Source organism: Nonomuraea jiangxiensis (assembly GCF_900099965.1).
Classification (GTDB): domain Bacteria; phylum Actinomycetota; class Actinomycetes; order Streptosporangiales; family Streptosporangiaceae; genus Nonomuraea; species Nonomuraea jiangxiensis.
This window is the reverse complement of the sequence record NZ_FNDJ01000017.1, coordinates 155,042-173,217: the sequence shown is the minus strand read 5'-3', so window position 1 is coordinate 173,217 and position 18,176 is coordinate 155,042. Positions and strand designations below refer to the sequence as shown.

General features: G+C 72.7%; 15 protein-coding genes. 9 read left to right on the top strand and 6 right to left on the bottom strand.

Annotated elements, in window-relative coordinates; translation table 11 throughout:
- Positions 1 to 75 precede the first annotated feature (75 nt).
- The 6 genes from BLS95_RS33785 (at position 76) to BLS95_RS33755 (ending at position 7,577) form a co-directional block, all read left to right on the top strand.
- Positions 76 to 1,050: a sugar ABC transporter substrate-binding protein gene (locus BLS95_RS33785; RefSeq protein WP_218136109.1), complete on the top strand. Its 975-nt coding sequence runs from the start codon at positions 76 to 78 to the stop codon at positions 1,048 to 1,050.
- On the top strand, positions 1,047 to 2,078 hold the full coding sequence (locus BLS95_RS33780; protein WP_090940863.1) for an ABC transporter permease: 1,032 nt from the start codon (positions 1,047 to 1,049) through the stop codon (positions 2,076 to 2,078). Before BLS95_RS33785 ends, BLS95_RS33780 begins: the two co-directional genes overlap by 4 nt.
- Positions 2,075 to 2,830: an ATP-binding cassette domain-containing protein gene (locus tag BLS95_RS33775; protein WP_090940860.1), complete on the top strand. Its 756-nt coding sequence runs from the start codon at positions 2,075 to 2,077 to the stop codon at positions 2,828 to 2,830. The genes BLS95_RS33780 and BLS95_RS33775 overlap by 4 nt, the downstream gene beginning before the upstream one ends.
- Before the next feature lie 724 nt (positions 2,831 to 3,554).
- Positions 3,555 to 4,496, top strand: coding sequence for a hypothetical protein (locus BLS95_RS33765; RefSeq protein WP_143043968.1), 942 nt, complete (start codon positions 3,555 to 3,557; stop codon positions 4,494 to 4,496).
- Positions 4,493 to 5,527, top strand: coding sequence for a DUF917 domain-containing protein (locus tag BLS95_RS33760; RefSeq protein ID WP_090940851.1), 1,035 nt, complete (start codon positions 4,493 to 4,495; stop codon positions 5,525 to 5,527). The genes BLS95_RS33765 and BLS95_RS33760 overlap by 4 nt, the downstream gene beginning before the upstream one ends.
- Positions 5,528 to 5,699: 172 nt before the next feature.
- Complete coding sequence (locus BLS95_RS33755; protein ID WP_090940848.1) at positions 5,700 to 7,577, top strand: PucR family transcriptional regulator; 1,878 nt, start codon at positions 5,700 to 5,702, stop codon at positions 7,575 to 7,577.
- Between the two features lie 200 nt (positions 7,578 to 7,777).
- Here the strand turns inward: BLS95_RS33755 and BLS95_RS33750 are convergent, their stop codons facing one another.
- The 3 genes from BLS95_RS33750 to BLS95_RS33740 all read right to left on the bottom strand — a co-directional run bounded on the left by BLS95_RS33750 (position 7,778) and on the right by BLS95_RS33740 (position 11,850).
- Positions 7,778 to 9,406 (bottom strand): hydantoinase B/oxoprolinase family protein, encoded by a 1,629-nt coding sequence (locus BLS95_RS33750; RefSeq protein WP_090940846.1) that lies wholly within the window; start codon positions 9,404 to 9,406, stop codon positions 7,778 to 7,780.
- Positions 9,403 to 11,430: a hydantoinase/oxoprolinase family protein gene (locus tag BLS95_RS33745; RefSeq protein WP_090940843.1), complete on the bottom strand. Its 2,028-nt coding sequence runs from the start codon at positions 11,428 to 11,430 to the stop codon at positions 9,403 to 9,405. Before BLS95_RS33745 ends, BLS95_RS33750 begins: the two co-directional genes overlap by 4 nt.
- A gap of 66 nt (positions 11,431 to 11,496) precedes the next feature.
- Complete coding sequence (locus BLS95_RS33740) at positions 11,497 to 11,850, bottom strand: hypothetical protein (protein ID WP_090940840.1); 354 nt, start codon at positions 11,848 to 11,850, stop codon at positions 11,497 to 11,499.
- Positions 11,851 to 11,930: 80 nt separating this feature from the next.
- Here BLS95_RS33740 and BLS95_RS33735 point away from each other — a divergent pair, with 80 nt between their 5' ends.
- Positions 11,931 to 12,551, top strand: a complete 621-nt coding sequence (locus BLS95_RS33735; protein WP_090940837.1) for a YigZ family protein — start codon at positions 11,931 to 11,933, stop codon at positions 12,549 to 12,551.
- Between the two features lie 22 nt (positions 12,552 to 12,573).
- On the opposite strand, the gene BLS95_RS33730 is transcribed toward BLS95_RS33735, so the two are convergent.
- A complete protein-coding gene (locus BLS95_RS33730; protein ID WP_090940834.1) occupies positions 12,574 to 13,803 on the bottom strand; it encodes an isochorismate synthase in 1,230 nt (409 codons plus the stop codon).
- Positions 13,804 to 14,021: 218 nt separating this feature from the next.
- Here BLS95_RS33730 and BLS95_RS33725 point away from each other — a divergent pair, with 218 nt between their 5' ends.
- On the top strand, positions 14,022 to 14,855 hold the full coding sequence (locus BLS95_RS33725) for an SGNH/GDSL hydrolase family protein (RefSeq protein ID WP_090940832.1): 834 nt from the start codon (positions 14,022 to 14,024) through the stop codon (positions 14,853 to 14,855).
- A gap of 24 nt (positions 14,856 to 14,879) precedes the next feature.
- On the opposite strand, the gene BLS95_RS33720 is transcribed toward BLS95_RS33725, so the two are convergent.
- Positions 14,880 to 15,593 carry an HNH endonuclease family protein gene (locus tag BLS95_RS33720; RefSeq protein ID WP_090940829.1) on the bottom strand — a complete coding sequence of 238 codons (714 nt, stop codon included), beginning with the start codon at positions 15,591 to 15,593 and terminating at the stop codon, positions 14,880 to 14,882.
- A gap of 173 nt (positions 15,594 to 15,766) precedes the next feature.
- Here BLS95_RS33720 and BLS95_RS33715 point away from each other — a divergent pair, with 173 nt between their 5' ends.
- Positions 15,767 to 16,687 (top strand): S1C family serine protease, encoded by a 921-nt coding sequence (locus tag BLS95_RS33715; protein ID WP_090940827.1) that lies wholly within the window; start codon positions 15,767 to 15,769, stop codon positions 16,685 to 16,687.
- On the opposite strand, the gene BLS95_RS33710 is transcribed toward BLS95_RS33715, so the two are convergent.
- On the bottom strand, positions 16,668 to 18,086 hold the full coding sequence (locus BLS95_RS33710; RefSeq protein WP_090940824.1) for a glycosyltransferase family 4 protein: 1,419 nt from the start codon (positions 18,084 to 18,086) through the stop codon (positions 16,668 to 16,670). The two genes, BLS95_RS33715 and BLS95_RS33710, sit on opposite strands and share 20 nt — an antisense overlap.
- Positions 18,087 to 18,176: the final 90 nt, after the last annotated feature.

The following is an 18,176-nucleotide window of genomic DNA, read 5'->3' as shown; positions in this document are numbered from 1 at the left end:
TTGGTCCGCATGTCTATACAAAGAGTTGACGTTGAGGTACAACCAGGGCTAGCCCGTTGGTCCTGGAGGTGTCCTGTGAGACGTACCCCGATCGTGCTGGCCCTGCTCGGCGCGCTGATGATGACCGGCTGCTCCTCCTCGGGAGGACAGAGCACACAGACCTCGGCGGCCGGCTCCGCTTCCGCCGCGAGCGGAGCCAGTTTCGCCGTCATCACCCACGGAGCCCCCGGTGACTCCTTCTGGGACGTGGTCAAGAACGGCGCCGAGGCCGCGGGCAAACAGTACGGCGTGACCGTCACGTACCAGGGTGACGGCGACCCCGCCAAGCAGTCGCAGCTCATCGACCAGGCCGTCTCCCAGAAGGTGGACGGCATCGTGGTCTCCATGGCCAACCCCGACGCGCTGAAGGAGGCCGTCGGCAAGGCCGTCGCCGCGAAGATTCCGGTGGTGACGATCAACTCCGGCGCCGACTCCTCGAAGGCGTTCGGGGCCATCACGCACGTCGGCCAGTCGGAGGACGTGGCCGGGCGCGGCGCGGGCGAGCAGCTCAAGACCGCCGGCGTCACCAAGCTGCTGTGCGTCATCCACGAGGCCGGCAACGTCGGCCTCGACCAGCGCTGCAAGGGCGCCGAGGAGACGCTGGGCGGCACGGTCGAGCGGCTGCAGGTGGACATCAGCAACCTGGCCGACGTGACCTCCAAGGTCACCGCCAAGCTCCAGTCCGACCAGCAGGTCAACGGCGTGCTGGCGCTCAACCCGGCGGTCGCCGTGGCCGCCAGGGACGCGATCAAGGACGCGGGCTCGCAGGCCAAGCTGGCCACCTTCGACCTGTCGGCCGACGTGGTGACCGCGATCCAGGACGGGGAGATCCTGTTCGCCGTGGACCAGCAGCAGTACCTGCAGGGCTACCTGCCGATCACCTTCCTCAACCTGTACAAGAACAACCTCAACACCGTCGGCGGCGGGTTGCCGGTCAACACCGGGCCCGGCTTCGTCACCAAGGACAACGCCGAGCAGGTGGCCAAGCTCGCCGAGGCGGGCACGCGATGACCCTGGCGGCCGACGAGCGGGTCGCCCCCGTCGGGCCGGCCCGCCGCCTGCTGATCCGGCCGGAGCTGGGCGCGGTGGTCGGGCTGGTCGTGGTGTTCGCCTTCTTCGCCGTGCAGTCGCCGGTGTTCCGCTCGCCGGACGGCATCGCCAACTGGCTCGACCCGGCGGCCACGCTCGGCATCATGGCGGTCGCGGTCGCACTGCTGATGATCGGCGGGGAGTTCGATCTGTCGGCGGGCGTGCTGACCGGCACCAGCGGGCTGATCCTCGTCACCCTGGCCACCCGCTACGGGTTCAACGTCTGGCTGGCGATGCTCGTCGGGCTCGTCGTGGCACTCGGCGTCGGGTACGCCAACGGCCTGATCGTGACCAGGACCAGGCTGCCCAGCTTCATCGTCACCCTCGGCACGTTCCTCATGCTGCAGGGCGTCAACCTCGGCGTCACCAAGGCCATCACCGGCACCGTGCAGGTCAGCGGCCTGCGCCGGGCGTCCGGGTTCGAGGGCGCGAACGCGCTCCTCGCGGGCACGATCCAGATCGGCGGGACGTCGTTCCGGGTGGCGATCCTGTGGTGGATCCTGGTGACGGCCGTGGCGACCTGGGTGCTCATGCGCTCCAGGGCCGGCAACTGGATCTTCGCGGTGGGCGGCAACGAGCAGGCGGCCCGCGCGGTGGGCGTGCCCGCTGCCCGTACGAAGATCGCGCTGTTCATGACGACGGCGTTCGCCGCCTGGCTGGTGGGCTCGATCCTGGCGCTGCGCTACACGTCCGTACAGGCCAACATCGGCATCGGGCAGGAGTTCATCTACATCATCGCGGCCGTGATCGGCGGCTGCCTGCTCACCGGCGGGTACGGCTCCGCCATCGGAGCCGCCCTCGGCGCGGTGATCTTCGGCATGGCCGACAAGGGCATCGTGTTCCTGGGCTGGGACGCCGACTGGTTCATGTTCTTCCTGGGCGCGATGCTGCTGCTGGCGACCCTGGCCAACCGCCTGGTCAGGCGGTACGCCGAGGAGGTGAAGCATTGATTCTCGAGACTCGCGGCATCGGCAAGAGCTTCGGCTCGGTGCTGGCGCTGCGCGAGGTGTCGATGGGCGTGGAGGCCGGCCGGGTCACCTGCGTGCTCGGCGACAACGGCGCGGGCAAGTCCACGCTCATCAAGATCCTGGCCGGGGTGCACCAGCACGACACGGGGGAGTTGCTGGTGGACGGGAAGGAGGTGCGCTTCGCCGGCCCGCGCGACGCGCTCGACCGCGGCATCGCCACCGTCTACCAGGACCTGGCGATGATCCCCCTCATGTCGGTGTGGCGCAACTTCTTCCTCGGCTCGGAGCCCCGCAAGGGCCTGGCCTTCGACGTGGCCAGGGCCAGGAAGGTGGCCCGCGAGGAGTTGCGGGCGATGGGCATCGACATCCGCGACGTGGACCAGCCGGTCGGCACGCTGTCCGGCGGCGAGCGGCAGTCGGTGGCCATCGCCAGGGCGGTCTATTTCGGCGCGCGGGTCCTCATCCTCGACGAGCCGACCTCGGCGCTCGGCGTCAAGCAGGCCGGGGTGGTGCTCCGCTACATCGCCCGGGCCCGCGACCGGGGGCTCGGCGTGGTGTTCATCACCCACAACCCGCATCACGCCTACCCGGTGGGCGACCGGTTCCTGCTGCTCAACCGGGGCACGAGCCTCGGCGAGTACGGCAAGGCCGACATCACCACCGAGGAGCTGACCGCGCTCATGGCGGGCGGGGCGGAGCTGGAAGCGCTGGCTCATGAACTGGAACGGGAATGAGCTTGGCCGTAATTTGACGATCCAGGTGGTCGGTTAGCCGGGTGTATGGGGCAAAAACCCCACAGTGCTCTCAAGAGCCGGGGGAATGCTCTTGATCTACAAAGTAAAGGCGCTCTGGCTGGAGACCCCTCCAGGACCGTTATTACCGTGAAGTCCGCTCGTCCGAAGGCACGGGGCCTTCGGACGAGCGCGACTGCCCGCGCGGGCACAGGCTCCGCACAGACACGGAACGCGGGCGCGGGCATCGCCACAGGCACAGGCAGTGGCTCGGCCATCAAGCCCGGGCACCAGGCAGGCACCAGGCACCAGGGCGCGGGCATCAGGCACGGGCTCGGGCATCGGGTTCGGGCATCGGGCTCGGGCATCGGGCACGTCCATCGGGCACGGCACGGGCACGGGCGCGGAGGGGCGCGGAAGGGAGGTCGCCGTATGGTGCGGCGACACCGCGCGTCCCGTAACGGGGGACGTCCGTGACCGCCTGTCCGGCCCTTCCCACGGGCGCGGCGTACGACCGGATGCCGTTCACCCGCCGGCGCCCCGTCGCCCTCGCCGCGTTTGTCATCGAGGCGGGGGAGCGGCCCCCGCTTGCATACGTCCCGGGCGGCCCGGGGGGGTCGCCCGGGACCGACGAGGCCAGGGCCGGGATCGCACCGGGCCCGATCCCCCGGGCGCCGGCGGCGCCACGCGCGCTCCCTCCGCCGGAGGCCGAAGGGTGCGGGCCGGCGTGATCCTCGGCGTCGCCCTCGGACGCCACCCGCCGGTCGTGGTGGCGCTCAGGGACGGCGCTCTCGACTGGCCGGTGGGCCGCGCGGTGGCCCGTACGGCGACGCGGGCCTGCGTGGCGCTGGACCTGGACGACGCGCCCACCGCCCCGGTCGCGGCCATCCGGGTGGGCGGGCCGTGCCCCGAGGCGCTGCGGCCGCTGGTGTGTCGGCCCGACCAGGCCGGGGTGGCCACGATCGTGCGGGGCGGCCACAGCCTGACGGGGCGGCCGCTCGCGCCGCTGGACACCGAGGCGGTGCGGCGCTTCGCCGGCTCGTGCGGGCTGATGGACTTCGCGGTGACCGCGACCGGGTCGCCCATGCTGGCTGACCACGAGTTGCAGGTCGCGGCCGTCATCGCGGCGGAGGTGCCGGGGGCGCGGATCACGCTGTCGTACGAGTTCGGGCATCCGGGGCTGCGTGAGCGGGAGGCGGAGACCATCCGCAACGCGGCGCTCGGGCCGGAGGCGGGGCGGATCGCCGACGAGGCGGCCAGGGAGCTGCCCGGGGTGCCGGTGTACTTCGCTCGCTCCGAGCGCGGGCTGGTGTCGGCGCACTATTTCCGGCGCTATCCGTACGCCTGCTACCTGGGCCGGACCGCGAGCCTGGCCAGGGGACGGGCGGCGCTGCCGGTCCGCCCGGTGGTGCCGGACGAGGTGACGGCGGCCTACGGGGCGGCGCTGGGGCGGCCGGAGGCGCAGGTGGAGCGGATCGTGCAGGCGCGCGGGCGGGCCGAGCTGGACCGGGAACTGCAGGGCGTCCGGGACGAGGTGCTCACCCGGGTGGTCAGCGCGGGCGCGGCGCCCGGGTCGGCCAGGGTGGCGGAGACCACGGTGAACCCGCTGTCGTACCTGCCGCACGGGCTCTACCGGATCCGGGTGATGGCGGAGGGGGCGACGGCATGAGCCTGCTCATCGGCGGTGAGGAGCTCGGCTGGCTCGGGGAGGGGTCGCGGCTGTTCGCGTCCGGGGCGGCTGAGTCGTCGTACAACCTGTCCAGGGACTGGGCGGGGGCCGTGGTCGGGGCGGGCGTCACGCTCGTGGCACCTGAGGAGCTGCTGCCCGGCACGCTGTGCGTGGCGATCAGCCTGATGGGGTCCACGACGGCGCTGGGGGAGCAGTTGCCGGGCGGGGAGGAGCCGGCGCGGGCGGTGCGCGCCCTGGAGCGCAGGCTGGGCGAGCGGGCCGGGGCGGTGACCGCGCTGAACCTGGCGGCGGAGAACGCGCTGATCCCGTTCATCGCGGCGGCCGAGCTGGGGCTGCCGATGATCGACGGTGACGGGTCCGGGCGGGTGTTCCCGCTGGTGGAGCAGACGACGTACGCGCTGGGCGGGATGAGCCCGACCCCGCTGGCGCTGGCGGGGGCCTCGGGGGAGCTGATCGTGATGGAGACGGCGCCCGACCGGGTGGAGGAGCTGCTGCGTCCGGTGGTGCTCTCGGTCGGCGGGTGGGCGGTGGCGGCGTGCTATCCGATGACGGCCGGCGACCTGGCCCGGGTGCTGGTGCCCGGCACGGTGAGCCTGCTGCTGCGGGCCGGTGTGCCGGGCGCGCCCCGGTCGGTGGCGGCGCCGTATGGGGTGCGGACTCTGTGCCGGGGGCGGATCCAGGCGGTGGAGGGCAGCACGCGCCTCGGGTCCGAGCTGGCGCTGCCGTCCTCGCCGTCGAGCATCGTGCTCCAGGAGACGGAGGGGCTGCGGCGGCTGGTACGGCTGGAGGCGCACAACGAGATCGTGCTGGCGCTGGCGGACGGGGCGGCGGTGGCGATGGCGCCGGACCAGATCTGCCTGATCTCGATGACCGACGGGATGGTGGTGGACGTGGACAAGGCGGAGCCCGGCCTGAAGGTGGAGGTCATGGTGTTGAAGGCCGCGCCGGTGTGGCACACGGAGCGAGGGCTGGCGCTGGGCGGGCTGCGCGCGTTCGGGATCCCGCTGTGAGGGGTCGCCCGCGCCCGGACCCGAGCGGAAGGGGTTGCGTCGTGATGGGAGTGCGGATGATCGGGGCCCGCACGGTGACCACGCTGCGGATGATCGGGCCCTGCACGGTGAGCGGGCCGCGAGTGATCGGGCCCTGCATGGTGAGCGGGGCGCGGATGATCGGGGTCGCGTCGTGAATCCGGTGCGGGGGTCGGGGTGGGCGGCGCCGGTCACGGTGGCCGAGCTGGTCAATGCCGGGCCGCTGGCCGGGGCCCGGATGTACGGCACCGGGGAGAGGCCGGTGCACCAGGTGCGGATCGTGGACCGGCTGTCGGTGTTCGCGGCGGTGGCGCCGCACACGGCGGTGGTGCTGATCGGAGCGGCGGCCAGCGGCGGCTGGGCGGTCGAGATGGCGATGCGCCGGGCCTGGGAGCAGGCGGCGGCGTGCGTGATCGCGCCGTCGAGCGGGCTGAGCGAGGGCTCGGGCGAGGTGCTGGCGGACCGGCTCGGCGTCACGCTGCTGTTCGTGGACGAGGATCCGCTGATCCTCGCGGTCCGGGTCGCCTCAGCCGCCTCGCGTCCCGAGGCCGCCCGTACGCAGCTCGTCGCCCGCTGCGCCACCCGGCTCGCGGACGCCGGTGCCTCGGCCCGGCGCGTGCTGGGCGTCCTGAACGCCGAGCTGCCCGGCACGTCGGTGACCCTTCTGGACCGGTACGGGCGTTACCTGGCGGGCCGGCAGAGCGTCGGCGGGCCGGCGGGGGACTTCACGACCGCCGGGCGGTGGGCGGCCGAGGTGGAGGTGCTGGACCAGGAGGGGGCGGTGCTGGGCACGCTGGTGGCCGGCGGCTCGTCGCGGTCGCCGGGGTGGCCGGCGGTAGTGCGTACCGTGCTGGGGCTGGCGGTCGCCCCGCTGACCGCCTGGGCCGCCCAGGAACGCCTGCGCGTCGCCCGCGACTTCGCCCTGCAGTCGTCCCTCGCCGAACGCCTCCTCAACGAGGCCGCCGCCGAGGAGAGCGAGCCGGGAGCCGCGGCGACCGGCCAGGCCACGGGACCGGCCGACCTCGAAGCGGCCGGATCTGGGGTGGCCGGACCTGGGGTGGGCGGGCCTAGGGTGGGCGGATCCGTGGAGGCCGGATCCGCGGAGGTCGTGACGGGGCCGAGCGCGGGCGAACGCGGGGGTGCCTCTACGGGAGGTGCCTCTACAGGAGGTGTCTTCACGGGGGGCACGTCCACGAGAGGTGTCGCTACGGGAGGTGTCTCCACGGGAGGCGTGTCCACGGGAGGCGCGTCCATGAAAAGCACGTCCATAGGAGGTGCGTCCATCGCGGGCGCGGACGTGGGTGTCGTGGGGCTGGACGACGGTGGTGGCGGCGTGGACGCGGATGGTGTGGGCGTGGATTCCGTGGGGGGTATGGACGCGGATCGCCAAGGTGGCGTTCGTGTGGAGGCCGTCGCGCTGGGCTGGCCCGTGCAGGGGACCATGACCGGCTATCACATCCGTCCGGTGGGTCCCGTCGGGGACGCGCCGCTTGCTCAGGCGCTGATCACGGCCGCTGTCGGACAGGTTCCGGTGCTGCCCAGGAGCGCCGGGTGGGCGGGCTGGGCCGCGCTGGATCCCGGCAGGCTGGCCGCACGGGTGGAACGTTGCCTGCAGACGATGCCGTGGCCGTGCGCGGGCGGCGTGGGAGCGCCGGTGGAGGGGCTGCCCGCGGTGGGGGAGTCGTTGCTGGGCGCGGAGGCGGCGGCGTTCGTGGCGGGACCGGGGACGGTGGCGCGCGCCGACCGCATGGGCCCGGCCGAGCTGCTCGGCGCGCTTCCGGCAGGCGTGCTGCGCGCCCCCGCCGAGGTCGTGCTGCGGCCGCTGCTGGAGATCGACAAGGACGGCACGCTGCTGGGGACCCTGGCCGCGGTCCTGGAAGAGGGCGGGGCGCTGAAGGCGGCCGAGCGCCTGGGCGTGCACCGCAACACGGTCACCACCCGCCTGGAGCGCATCAAGTCGGCCGGGTTCGACCTGGACGACACCGCCACCCGCCTGGCCCTGCAACTCGCCTGCCACGTGGTGCTGCGCTGACCGGCATGCGCTGACCGGCCTGCACTGATGGGCCTGCGCTGACGGGCCTGCACTGACCGGCATGCGCTGACCGGCCTGCGCTGACGGGCGTGGGCTGGCCGGCCGGCGCCGACCGGACTGGCGCAAGAAGGGTCGTGGTCGGGGGAGTCCCGCCGTACCAGCGCCAGGGGGACGGGCTGGTGCGGCGGGAAGCCGGGAGGTCAGCGGGTGACCATGCCCTGGGCCAGGTCGGCGGCCACGGCCGCGGGGGAGCGGCGGTGCGGCGGGCCGTAGCCGCCTCCCCCGCCCGACTCGCAGCGCAGCACGTCACCCGCCTTGACCGGCAGCGCGTTGGCCTTGAGCGTCTCGCGCTCGCGGGCCGTCCCCGGGTTGAGGGTGACGCGCGGCGGGGCGCCGGCCGCTCCGCCCGCCAGGCCCCACGCCGGGGTGACCGAACGCTCGAACCACAGCGACAGGGCGGCGTCGCCGCAGAACTCGTACTCCCGGACCACGCCGTTGCCGCCCCGCCACCGGCCCGCCCCGCCGGTGTCCGGGCGGATCTCGTAGCGGCGCACGCGCACCGGGAACAGCGTCTCCAGCACCTCGATCGGCATGTCGCGCAGGGCGCCGTTGACGTTGTTGATCAGGCAGGACTCGCCGTCGCCGCCGTCCCAGGCGCCCCAGCCGCCGACCGTGGCCTCCTGGGAGACGTACAGCTTGCCGGAACGCGGGTCCGTGCCGGTGAACTGCACGATCATCGAGTCCCCGTACGAGGCCGCCGCCGACCTGCCCGGCAGCGCCGGCGCCAGGGCCTTGACCACCAGGTCGATGAGCAGCCCGAGGTGGGAGTAGTAGTACTGGCAGGCGGCCGGCGACTCGGCGGCCAGCATCGAGCCGGGCCGCGTCTCCACCGTCAGCGGGCGGAACGAGCCCCCGTTGAGCGGCACGTCGCCGGAGACCAGCAGCTTGTAGCCGACCCGGACGGCCGCCACGGCCTGCGCCGCGCCGCAGTTGACCGGCCCGAGCGTCTGGTCGGCGCAGTCGGTCAGGTCCACGTGCATCGACTCGCCCGACACCGCGATCGTCACGTTGACCGGCAGCGGCGCGTCCAGGGAGATGCCGTCGTTGTCGAGGAACCCCGACGCCTCGTAGACGCCGTCGGGGATGGCCGCGATGGCCGCCCGTTCCAGGCGCTCGGTCTGCTCGAAGATCTGGTCGCGGGCCGCCAGCACGGTGTCCTGGCCCCATCGGGTGACGATCTCCTTCAGCCGCCGCTGCCCGGTCATGGCGCAGCTCACCTGGGCCCGCATGTCGCCGAGGGTGGCGTGCGGGAAGCGGACGTTACGGGCGATCACCTCGTGCAGGTCGACACAGGGCGCGCCGCCCGCGTACAGCTTCACCGGGCCCATCCGCAGGCCCTCCTGGAAGATCGAGGTGGAGTCCATCGAGCCGCCGGGGTCCTTGGAGCCGACGTCCAGCCAGTGCGCCCGCGACGCCGCGAACCCGGCCAGTTCCCCGGCCACGAAGATCGGGCCGTAGACGGTGACGTCGTTGAGGTGGGTGCCGCCGATGTAGGAGTCGTTCAGGGCCCACACGTCGCCCTCCTGCCAGACCTGCGGGCCGTACATCCGCTCGGTCTCGCGGGTGCACACCTCCAGGTTGCCCAGGAAGATGGGCAGCCCGGAGGACTGCCCGAGCACGTTGTGGTCGCGGTCGAGCAGCGCGACCGCGCAGTCCTTGGCCTCGTAGATGACGGGGGTGTAGGAGCTGCGGATGAGCGTGGTGTTCATGTCCTCCGCGGCCTGCAGCAGCGCGCAGCGGATGATCTCGGTCGTGACGGGATCGATCACGTGTTCACCTTGACGATGAGGAAGCCGTTGTGGTCGACGGTGGCCAGGCAGCCGGGCGGGATGACCGTGGTCGCGGTCTCCTCGACCACGATCGCGGGCCCGGCCAGCTCGCCGCCGAGGCCGGCGCGGCGCAGCACGGGAGTGCTGTGCACGACGCCGTCGAAGATGACGTCGCGTACGTGCCCCGCCGGGCTCTCGGCGAGGGCCGGGGGAGCGGCGCCGGTGCGCGGGAACGAGCCGAACCCGGTGCTGCGCAGCATGACGAACTCCACCGGGGCCTCGGGTGTCGCGTGCCCATAGCGGCTGGTGTGCGCGGCGGCGTAGCGGGCCGCGATCTCCGCGACGAAGCCGGGCTCGGCGGGCTCATAAGCGTCGCGCAGCGGGATGGTGAGCGTGTAGTCCTGGCCCTCGTACCGCATGTCCACGGCGTGCTCCACGCGGCGCCGATCCTCCGGGACGCCCTGGGAGTGGAGCGCGTCGAGCGCCGCCCGCTCCAAAGTCACAAGATTTTCGGACATGTCCGCATGGTCGAGCACGTCCTGCGGCCGGAAGTACGGATGCGTCAGATCCCGCCGCACGTCCGCCTCCAGCATCCCCCACGCCGAGAACGCCCCCGGGAACCGCGGCACCACCACCTCGGAGATCCCCAGCTCACGGGCGATGAACGCGGCGTGCATGGGCCCCGCGCCGCCGAACGCCACCAGCGCGAACTCCCGAGGCTCCACCCCGTGCTCCACGGTGAGCGTGCGGATGGCCTGCGCCATCTTGGCGTTCGCCACGTCGCAGATGCCCTCGGCGAGCCGCAGCGGATCGTAGTGCAGCTCCTCGGCCAGGGTCGCCACGGCCACGCCCGCCGCCTCCGCGTCCAGCGTCATCAGCCCGCCCGCGAACCACGCCGGATCCACCCGCCCGAGCACCACGTTCGCGTCGGTGACCGTGGCCCGGGTGCCGCCCCGGCCGTAACAGGCGGGCCCCGGCTCGGCGCCCGCCGACTCCGGCCCGACCCGCAGCGCGCCCGCCTCCGTGTAGGCGATGGAGCCGCCGCCCGCGCCGATCGTGTGCAGGTTGACGACGGGCATGAGCACCGGGTAACCCTCGATGCGCGCCTCCGCGCTGACGTCCGGCCGCCCGTCCACCACGAGCGACACGTCGAACGACGTGCCTCCCATGTCGACACAGATGGCGTGGCGGCCCTCGGCCAGCAGGCGGCTGACCGCCACCCCGCCCATCGTGCCGCCCACCGGCCCGGACAGCAGAGTCTGCAGCGGCCGGCGCCTCGCGTAGGAGGCGTTCACCAGCCCGCCCGACGACTGCATCACGTGCACCGGCACCGCCAGGCCCCGCTCCGCGAAGCGCCGCTCGATCCGGCCCAGGTAGCGGCGCACGACAGGCCCCGTGTACGCCTCCAGCACCGCCGACGACGTCCGCTCGTATTCGCGCCACTCCCTGGCCACCTCGTGCGAGAGCACCACCAGCACGTCGTCGCCCAGTTCGGCCCGCAGGATGTCGCCCGCGCCGATCTCGTGCGCCGGATTGACGTAAGAGAACAGCAGGCACACCGCAACCGCATCGAAGCCCTCCTCCCGTGCTCGCCGCGCCGCCCGCCGTACCGACTCCTCGTCCAGCGGCGTGAGCTCCCGCCCCCGGTAGTCCAGCCGTCCGCCGGCCTCCATCACGTCCTGGCGCGGGACCAGTGGTGGCGGCTTGCGATAGCGCAGGTCGAACATGCGGTCCCGATTGCCCCTGGCGATCTGGTGGATGTCCCGGCCGCCCTCGCCCGCCAGCAGCAGCACGCGGGCGCCCTTGCGCTGGAGCAGCGCGTTGAGCCCTTGCGTGGTGCCGTGTACGAAGAACGAGATGTCGGCGGGGTCGGCCACGACCCGGCCCAGCGCGGCGAACACGCCCTCCGCGAGGTCTCCCGGAGTGGTGGGCGCTTTCGAGGCGCTGACGGCCCCGGTCCATTCGTCGTAGCAGACGACGTCGGTGAAGGTGCCGCCGATGTCCATGGCGACGCGATACCTCATGCGGAGCACCGTATGCCGTCCGAGGCCCGGCGCGCATGTGCCGTTCGCACAGGGCGCACAGGGCGCTCAGTGCATGATGTCGCCCTCCGGCGCCGTCCAGCGATCAACGCCGGCGGTCGCCGCGGCCCGCGGGAGCATCGCGGCGATCTCCTGGGACAGGATCGGATCGGCCTCGAACGCCTCCATGATCGCCAACTTGAGCGCCGTGTGGCTGGGTTCGTCATCCGGTTTGGCGAGCGCCACCCGTTCGATCACCTGCCGGGAGTAAGCGTCACCGCGGCCGAACACCCGCTGCAGGATGCGCGCCCCGCGGGCGTCGGGGGTGTCGGCGGCCAGCTCCGCGGTCTTGGCCAGCACGCCAGTGCCGTAGGCGCTGATGGCCGCGCTGACAAAGGGCATGACAGCGTTGGGGGTGTCCATGAGGCCCTCCCGTCGTCCCTTATGGAATGACGAGATGGTAGCTCCCGTAACGGGGTCGGCAAGGGCATACCCTGTCGAATGTGTCCGCGCCGTTCCTCACTCTCACCGCCAGTATCGAGCACGAGACCGAGGCGCGGCGTTCGCGCTTCATCTGCGCTCTGGCGCCCGCGCGCACGGTCGAGGAGGCGCAGTCCTTCATCGGCGAGCGCCGCCGCCTGCATCCGGCCGCCAGCCACAACTGCACCGCCTACGTCATCGGGGAGCGCGTCCAGAAGGGCGACGACGACGGCGAGCCCGGCGGCACCGCGGGCACGCCGATGGTGCAGGCCCTGGTCGGGCGGGGGTTCAGCGACGTGGTGGCGGTGGTGACCCGCTATTTCGGCGGCACCCTGCTGGGCGCGGGCGGCCTGGTGCGGGCCTACGGCTCAGCGGTGACCGAGACCCTGGACCGGGCCGAGCCGGTGCGCATGGTGCCGGCCCGGCTCGTCGGCGTCGCGGTCGCGCACGACCAGGCCGGCCGGGTGGAGAACGACCTGCGCGCCTCCCGGTACGCGGTGCGCGACGTGACGTACGCGAGCGACGTCGCCTTCCAGGTCGCGGTGGCCGAGGAGGAGGTGGCCGCGTTCACCGACTGGGTGGCCACGCTGACGGCCGGTCGCGCCCGGGTGAGCGCGGGCGAGGCCATCCACGTCCCGGAGTGAGGGCCCCGCGACGAGGCGGAGCTCAGCCCTCCAGCGCGTACTGCATGACGCGGAACTTGGCCTGGGCCTCGGCCAGCTCGGCGGCCGGGTCTGAGTCGCCCATGATGCCGCCGCCCGCGAACAGCCGCGCCCTGCGCCCCTGCACGAGGCCGGAGCGCAGCGCGATGCCCCACTCGCCGTCCCCATGGGCGTCGATCCACCCCACGGGACCGGCGTAACCGGCCCGATCCATGCCCTCCAGCTCGCGGATCACCTCGATCGCGGTGTGGGTCGGGGTGCCGCCGACGGCCGCCGTCGGATGCATGGCCGCCACCACGTCGAGCACCGACGCCCCGTCGGCCAGCCGCCCGGTGACGTGGCTGGCCAGGTGCTGCACGTTGGGCAGCATCAGCAGCTCGGGCTCGTCCGGCGTCTCCAGCGAGGAGCAGAGCGGGGCGAGCGTCTGGCGTACGGAGGCGATCGCGCACTCGTGCTCGTAGCGGTCCTTCGGAGAGGCGAGCAGCGCGGCCCCCCGCGCGAGGTCGTCGGCCGCGCCCGTGCCGCGCGGGGTCGTGCCGGCCAGCACGAGCGACTCGATCTCCTGGCCCGTGCGCCGGATCAGCAGCTCCGGCGTGGCGCCGACCAGGCCCGCCACCGAGAACGTGTAGCACTCGGGGTAGCGCCGGGCCAGCCGGGTGAGCAGCAGCCGCACGTCGATGGGCCGCTCCGCGGTGGCGACCAGGTCACGGGCGAGCACCACCTTCTCCAGCTCGCCGTCGCGGATGCGCCGCGCGGCGCGGGCCACCACGTGCTCCCACGCGGGCGCGCTCAGGCTGCCGTCGCCGTAGCTGATGCGGCCCGGGTCGCGAACGGGGGAGAACGTCTCCAGCGGCAGGTCGCCGATCGTGGTGAGCCAGGCGTGGCCGCCGCGGCGGGCGAGCACGGCCTGCGGCACCACCAGCACCGAGCCGTGGGCGTCGGCGTCGAAGGTGAAGCTGCCGAAGGCGACCGGGCCGGAGCCGGGGACGCGGACGGCGTCGTCCACGTGGGACTCGCCGAAGACGGTGGCCAGCCACTCCCTGGCCCAGCCGAACCTGCCGGGACCCGGGGGAACGTCCACCCTGGCGGCCTCGCCCCAGCCGACGAGTCCCTCGCCGTTTCTGATCCAGGCGTAGGGGGCCGTCCTGGGCAGGGCTGCCAGCAGGTCACCGGGGTCGCCGACGGGGGTGGTGCGAACCGGTAGCGGGCGGGTTGTTCCGAGCGCGACACTCACTCAAGACACTCTATGCGGGAACTGAACACGTTCGACTCGGACCCCCGTGAATGCGCGCTTACGGCCGATGAACCCGGAAAAACGCCACCGTTGCGGAGCTCAGGGTGCAACCTGCTCGGCTTCGGTCCGTCAAGCGGTGATATGAAAGCGGTCCTGAAATGGCAGACCTTGCCGTGACGCCATAGTGAGCCGTTGATCGACTCCCTACCTTGGGGCCCATGATCGGTCGCCTGGGGTCCGTCCTCACCGCAGCGGTTGTCCTTTCGTCGTCAGGCCCGGCCCATGCCGCCTCGGAACAGGCCGTGCCCGAGATCATGGCCGCGCTCGGCGACTCGATCTCGACCGGCTTCAACGCCTGCGGCTTCTTCGTCTCGTGCACGTCGCGCTCCTGGTCCGCCGGTGACAACCGCGAGGTCAGCAGCCATTATCTGCGCCTGTCCGAGCTTTCTGGAACGATCCAGAAGCATAACCACAACTTCGCCGTGCCCGGTGCGACCAGCGCCGACCTGCTCGGCCAGGTGCGGAAGGCGGTGGCCGCCAAGGCCGATTATGTGACGATTCTCATCGGCGCCCAGGACGCCTGCACGCGCACCGAGGACGCCATGACCCCGGTGCAGACCTACCGGCGGCGGCTGGACGCTGCGCTCGCCGAGCTGCGCTCCGGCATGCCCCAGGCCAGGGTGTTCTTCGCCAGCATCCCCGACGTGCGGCGGTTGTGGCAGGTGGCCAAGGACAACGCGCTCGCCCGTACGTTCTGGGCGGCGGGGCGCATCTGCCAGAGCATGCTGGCCCGCCCGACCTCCGCCAAGGCCGCCGACACCGAGCGCCGCGCCAGGGTGCGGGCGCGGGTGATGGCCTACAACCGGGAGTCGGCCGCGGCGTGCGCCGCGTTCGGACCCGCGTGCGCCACCGACGGGGGAGCGGTGTTCTCCTACCCCTTCACCCTCCGCCACGTCAGCCGCTGGGACTACTTCCACCCCAACGTGGCCGGGCAGCGCATCATCGCCGAGGAGACCTTCACCCGCGGCTTCGAGTGGTTCGACCCGCGCTGACGCCCTCCCGGCGCCCTCACCGCCCTACCGGCACTGGGCCAGCATGGCCTTCTTGTCGGCGGCGGTGACGGGCACGCCATATTTGAGCGCCACCTGCGCGAAGCGGGTGACGTAGGAGCAGCGGACGCGGCGCCGCGGCGGCAGCCAGTTCGCCGGCCCCGAGGCGTCCTTCTGCTCGTTGGCGGCGCCGTCCACGGGCAGCAGGTTGAGCGGGTCGTTGGCGAAGTCCAGCCGCTTGGACATGGGCCAGCGCCGCGCGCCCATGCGCCACCCGTAGTTGAGCGGCACCACGTGGTCGACCTGCACCTCGTCGGCGTCGGCCTTGCGCCAGCGGATGAGCCGGCCGGTGTAGGGGTCGGCCAGCTCCATGGAGACCACCTCGCACGTGGAGCCGGCGCGGTATCTCACCTGCCGCCCGTCCCGGGCCAGCAGGTCGTCCCGGGTACGGCAGCCGTTGCGCGCGTACGGCACCCCGGTCGCGGAGTCGGCCCAGTCGGCCCCGTACCTGGTGCGCTCGTAGCCGGTGTTCGGGCCGAATCCCCTGACCCGCAGGCGGGCGATGAGGCCGCGGGCCCGCGCGCGGTCGGCGTCCGAGAGGATGGGGGCCAGGCCCGGCAGCGTGCCGGCGGTGTTGCCCAGCGGGCTGGTCGCGGTGGCGGGCGCCGTCGTGGTGCCGCCGACGAAGGAAGCGACGATGACGGCTCCGGCGAGGAAGGCGATCGCGTCCTTCGTGCTCAACCAGGCCTCCGGGGGGCGTCAGGTTGTCCAGAGAAGTTCCCGGCATCGGCCGTTTCGACACGGGCAGGATCGTGCGACCGGCCGCTGATGCCCTCGAAGCGGCGGCGCGAGCGGGAACACGGGACGGCGACCGGGAGTTTAACGTGTAATCCTGTAAGCAAGGAGTGCACGTGATGGCGGATCCCCTCGACGCCTATTCGCGCGTCGTCTCTTCCGTGGCGGCCGAGTTGCTGCCGAAGGTGGCCAGCGTGCGGGCCGATCGGGGCAGCGGTTCCGCGGTGGTGTTCACCGCCGACGGGTTCCTGCTGACCAACGCGCACGTGGTGGGCTCCGCCCGGTCCGGCGCCGTCGCCTTCGCCGACGGCAGCTCCGGCGACTTCACCGTCGTCGGCCGCGACCCGCTGTCGGACCTGGCGGTGATCAGGGCCCAGACCCCCACGCCCACGCCGGCCGAGCTCGGTGACAGCGACGAGCTGGTGGTGGGGCAGCTCGTCGTGGCCGTGGGCAACCCGCTCGGGCTGGCCGGCTCGGTGACCGCCGGGGTGGTCTCGGGCCTCGGCCGGTCGCTGCCCGCCCGCAGCGGCGCGGCCGTGCGGCTGATCGAGGACGTGATCCAGACCGACGCCGCGCTCAACCCGGGCAACTCCGGCGGCGCGCTGGCCGACTCGCGGGCGCGGGTGGTCGGCATCAACACGGCGGTGGCCGGGGTCGGCGTCGGGCTGGCCGTGCCGATGAACGCGACCACCCGCTCCATCATCGCCGCGCTGATCAGGGACGGCCGGGTCAGGCGGGCGTTCCTGGGCCTGGTGACCTCGCCGGCGCCGCTGCCCGAGCAGCTGCGGCGGCGTACCGGGCAGGACGGGGCGCTGCGCGTGGTGGAGGTCGTGCCCGGCTCGCCCGCGCAGCGGGCCGGGCTGCGCGCCGGCGACCTGGTGCTGAGCGCGGGCCGCAGCCCGGTCGGGGACGCGCAGAGCCTGCAGCGGCTGATGTTCGCCGAGGCCATCGGGCGGCCGTTGCCGATCACCGTCCACCGCAACGGCGCCCTCGTGGACGTCATCGCCGAGCCGGTGGAGCTCACAGGCTCCGGTGTCTGACCTCCTGGCGCGGGGCCTCCTGGCGCGGGGCTTCGGGGTCGGCGGCTTCGGGGTCGGCGGCCTCGCCGGTGGCCGCCGGGTCGGTGGACTCGGGGTTGGTCGCCGTGCTGCTCTCGGGGGTCTCGGCGGGCCGGCGCTCGGGCCTGGTGTACGTGCCGGTGCGGCGGGCCAGCAACTCGGCCAGCAGCGCGTCCCACTGCTGCCCGATCGCGTCCACGTCGTAGGTCCTGGCCGTCTCGATCGCCCGGGCGGCCAGGCCGCGGCGCAGGTGCTCGTCCTCGATGACCCGGATGATCGAGGCCGCGAGGTTGGCATTGGTACGCGGCTTCACCAGCAGCCCGTCCACCTCGTGCGAGATCATCTCCTTGGGCCCGTGCGGGCTGTTGAAGCTCACGATGGCCAGCCCCTTGGCCATCGCCTCAAGGATCGTCATGGGGAAGCCCTCGTGCCGTGAGCTGAGCACGTAGATGGACGCCCGCTCCAGCTCGGCCCCCACGTCAGAGGTGGGCCCCGGCAACTCCACCTTGCCCTCCAGGCCCAGCTCCACGATCAGCTGGGCGAGCGTCTCCTCCTGCGGCCCCGCCCCGAAGATGCGCAGCTTCCAGTCCGGGTGGGTCTCGGCGACCGTCTGCCAGGCGGTGATGAGCCGGTGGAAGCCCTTGATGCGGGTCATCCTGCCGACCGCGACGGCGACCTTGGCGTCGAGCTTGGACACGCCACCCGTCATCGGCGGCACGGCGTTGGGGATGCGGATCAGCTTGCGCGGTTTCTTCGGCAGCGTGTTCCGGTAGTCGGCCAGGTCGGCCTTGGTCAGCGTGGCCAGCGCGTCCAGCCGGCGGTAGCGCCACTTGATGAGCGCCTGGACCGGTTCGGCCTGGGTACGCAGCGCCACGTGCTCCTGGCCGATCGTGATCACGCTGGGCAGCGCTAACTGGGCCATCGCGAGGTTGAGCCCCGGCCGGGTGCCGATCAGCACGCCGTTCTCCAGCGAGCGGATGTAGCGGGCCAGCTTGAGGTCGGTCCACAGGTTGAAGCGGTGGTAGGCCGACTCCTCCTTGGGGATCAACCGGCTCGGCCGCTTCGACAGGAGCGCGCGCAGCGGATTGGGAGCGGGCCGGAGCCGGTCGTCCAGGAAGCGGAACTTCACTCGCGGGTCGATGGGGAAGAACGGCTGCTCGGCCTCCTTCAGGACGCTGACGATCTCGACGTCGTGGTCCCTGGCCAGATAGCCGGCCAGGTTGAACACGGTTCTGATCGTGCCGCCCATCCCGTTGGCGTGCAGCAGCAGGATTCGTACCTGCTTGGTCGAGGGCGCCGGCGCGTTGCTCACCCTGTGCCGGTTGTATCCCCGGTACAACCGGGCGGCGGCCGACTTTCCCTTGCGTGCCAGTGCGCGCACCTGACGATTCCCCTTAGGTCGTGGAAAGAGTCACAACACACGTGGCCGGTGGTGTGGAGCGTGCCTCACCACCGGCCATTGTCCCGCTTT

Bases quoted from the DNA above. Each gene is read 5' to 3' on its own strand.
- BLS95_RS33780 (WP_090940863.1), top strand. From the start codon at position 1,047: ATGACCCTGGCGGCCGACGAGCGGGTCGCCCCCGTCGGGCCGGCCCGC.
- BLS95_RS33760 (WP_090940851.1), top strand. From the start codon at position 4,493: ATGAGCCTGCTCATCGGCGGTGAGGAGCTCGGCTGGCTCGGGGAGGGG.
- BLS95_RS33745 (WP_090940843.1), bottom strand. From the start codon at position 11,430: ATGAGGTATCGCGTCGCCATGGACATCGGCGGCACCTTCACCGACGTC.
- BLS95_RS33740 (WP_090940840.1), bottom strand. From the start codon at position 11,850: ATGGACACCCCCAACGCTGTCATGCCCTTTGTCAGCGCGGCCATCAGC.
- BLS95_RS33725 (WP_090940832.1), top strand. From the start codon at position 14,022: ATGATCGGTCGCCTGGGGTCCGTCCTCACCGCAGCGGTTGTCCTTTCG.
- BLS95_RS33715 (WP_090940827.1), top strand. From the start codon at position 15,767: ATGGCGGATCCCCTCGACGCCTATTCGCGCGTCGTCTCTTCCGTGGCG.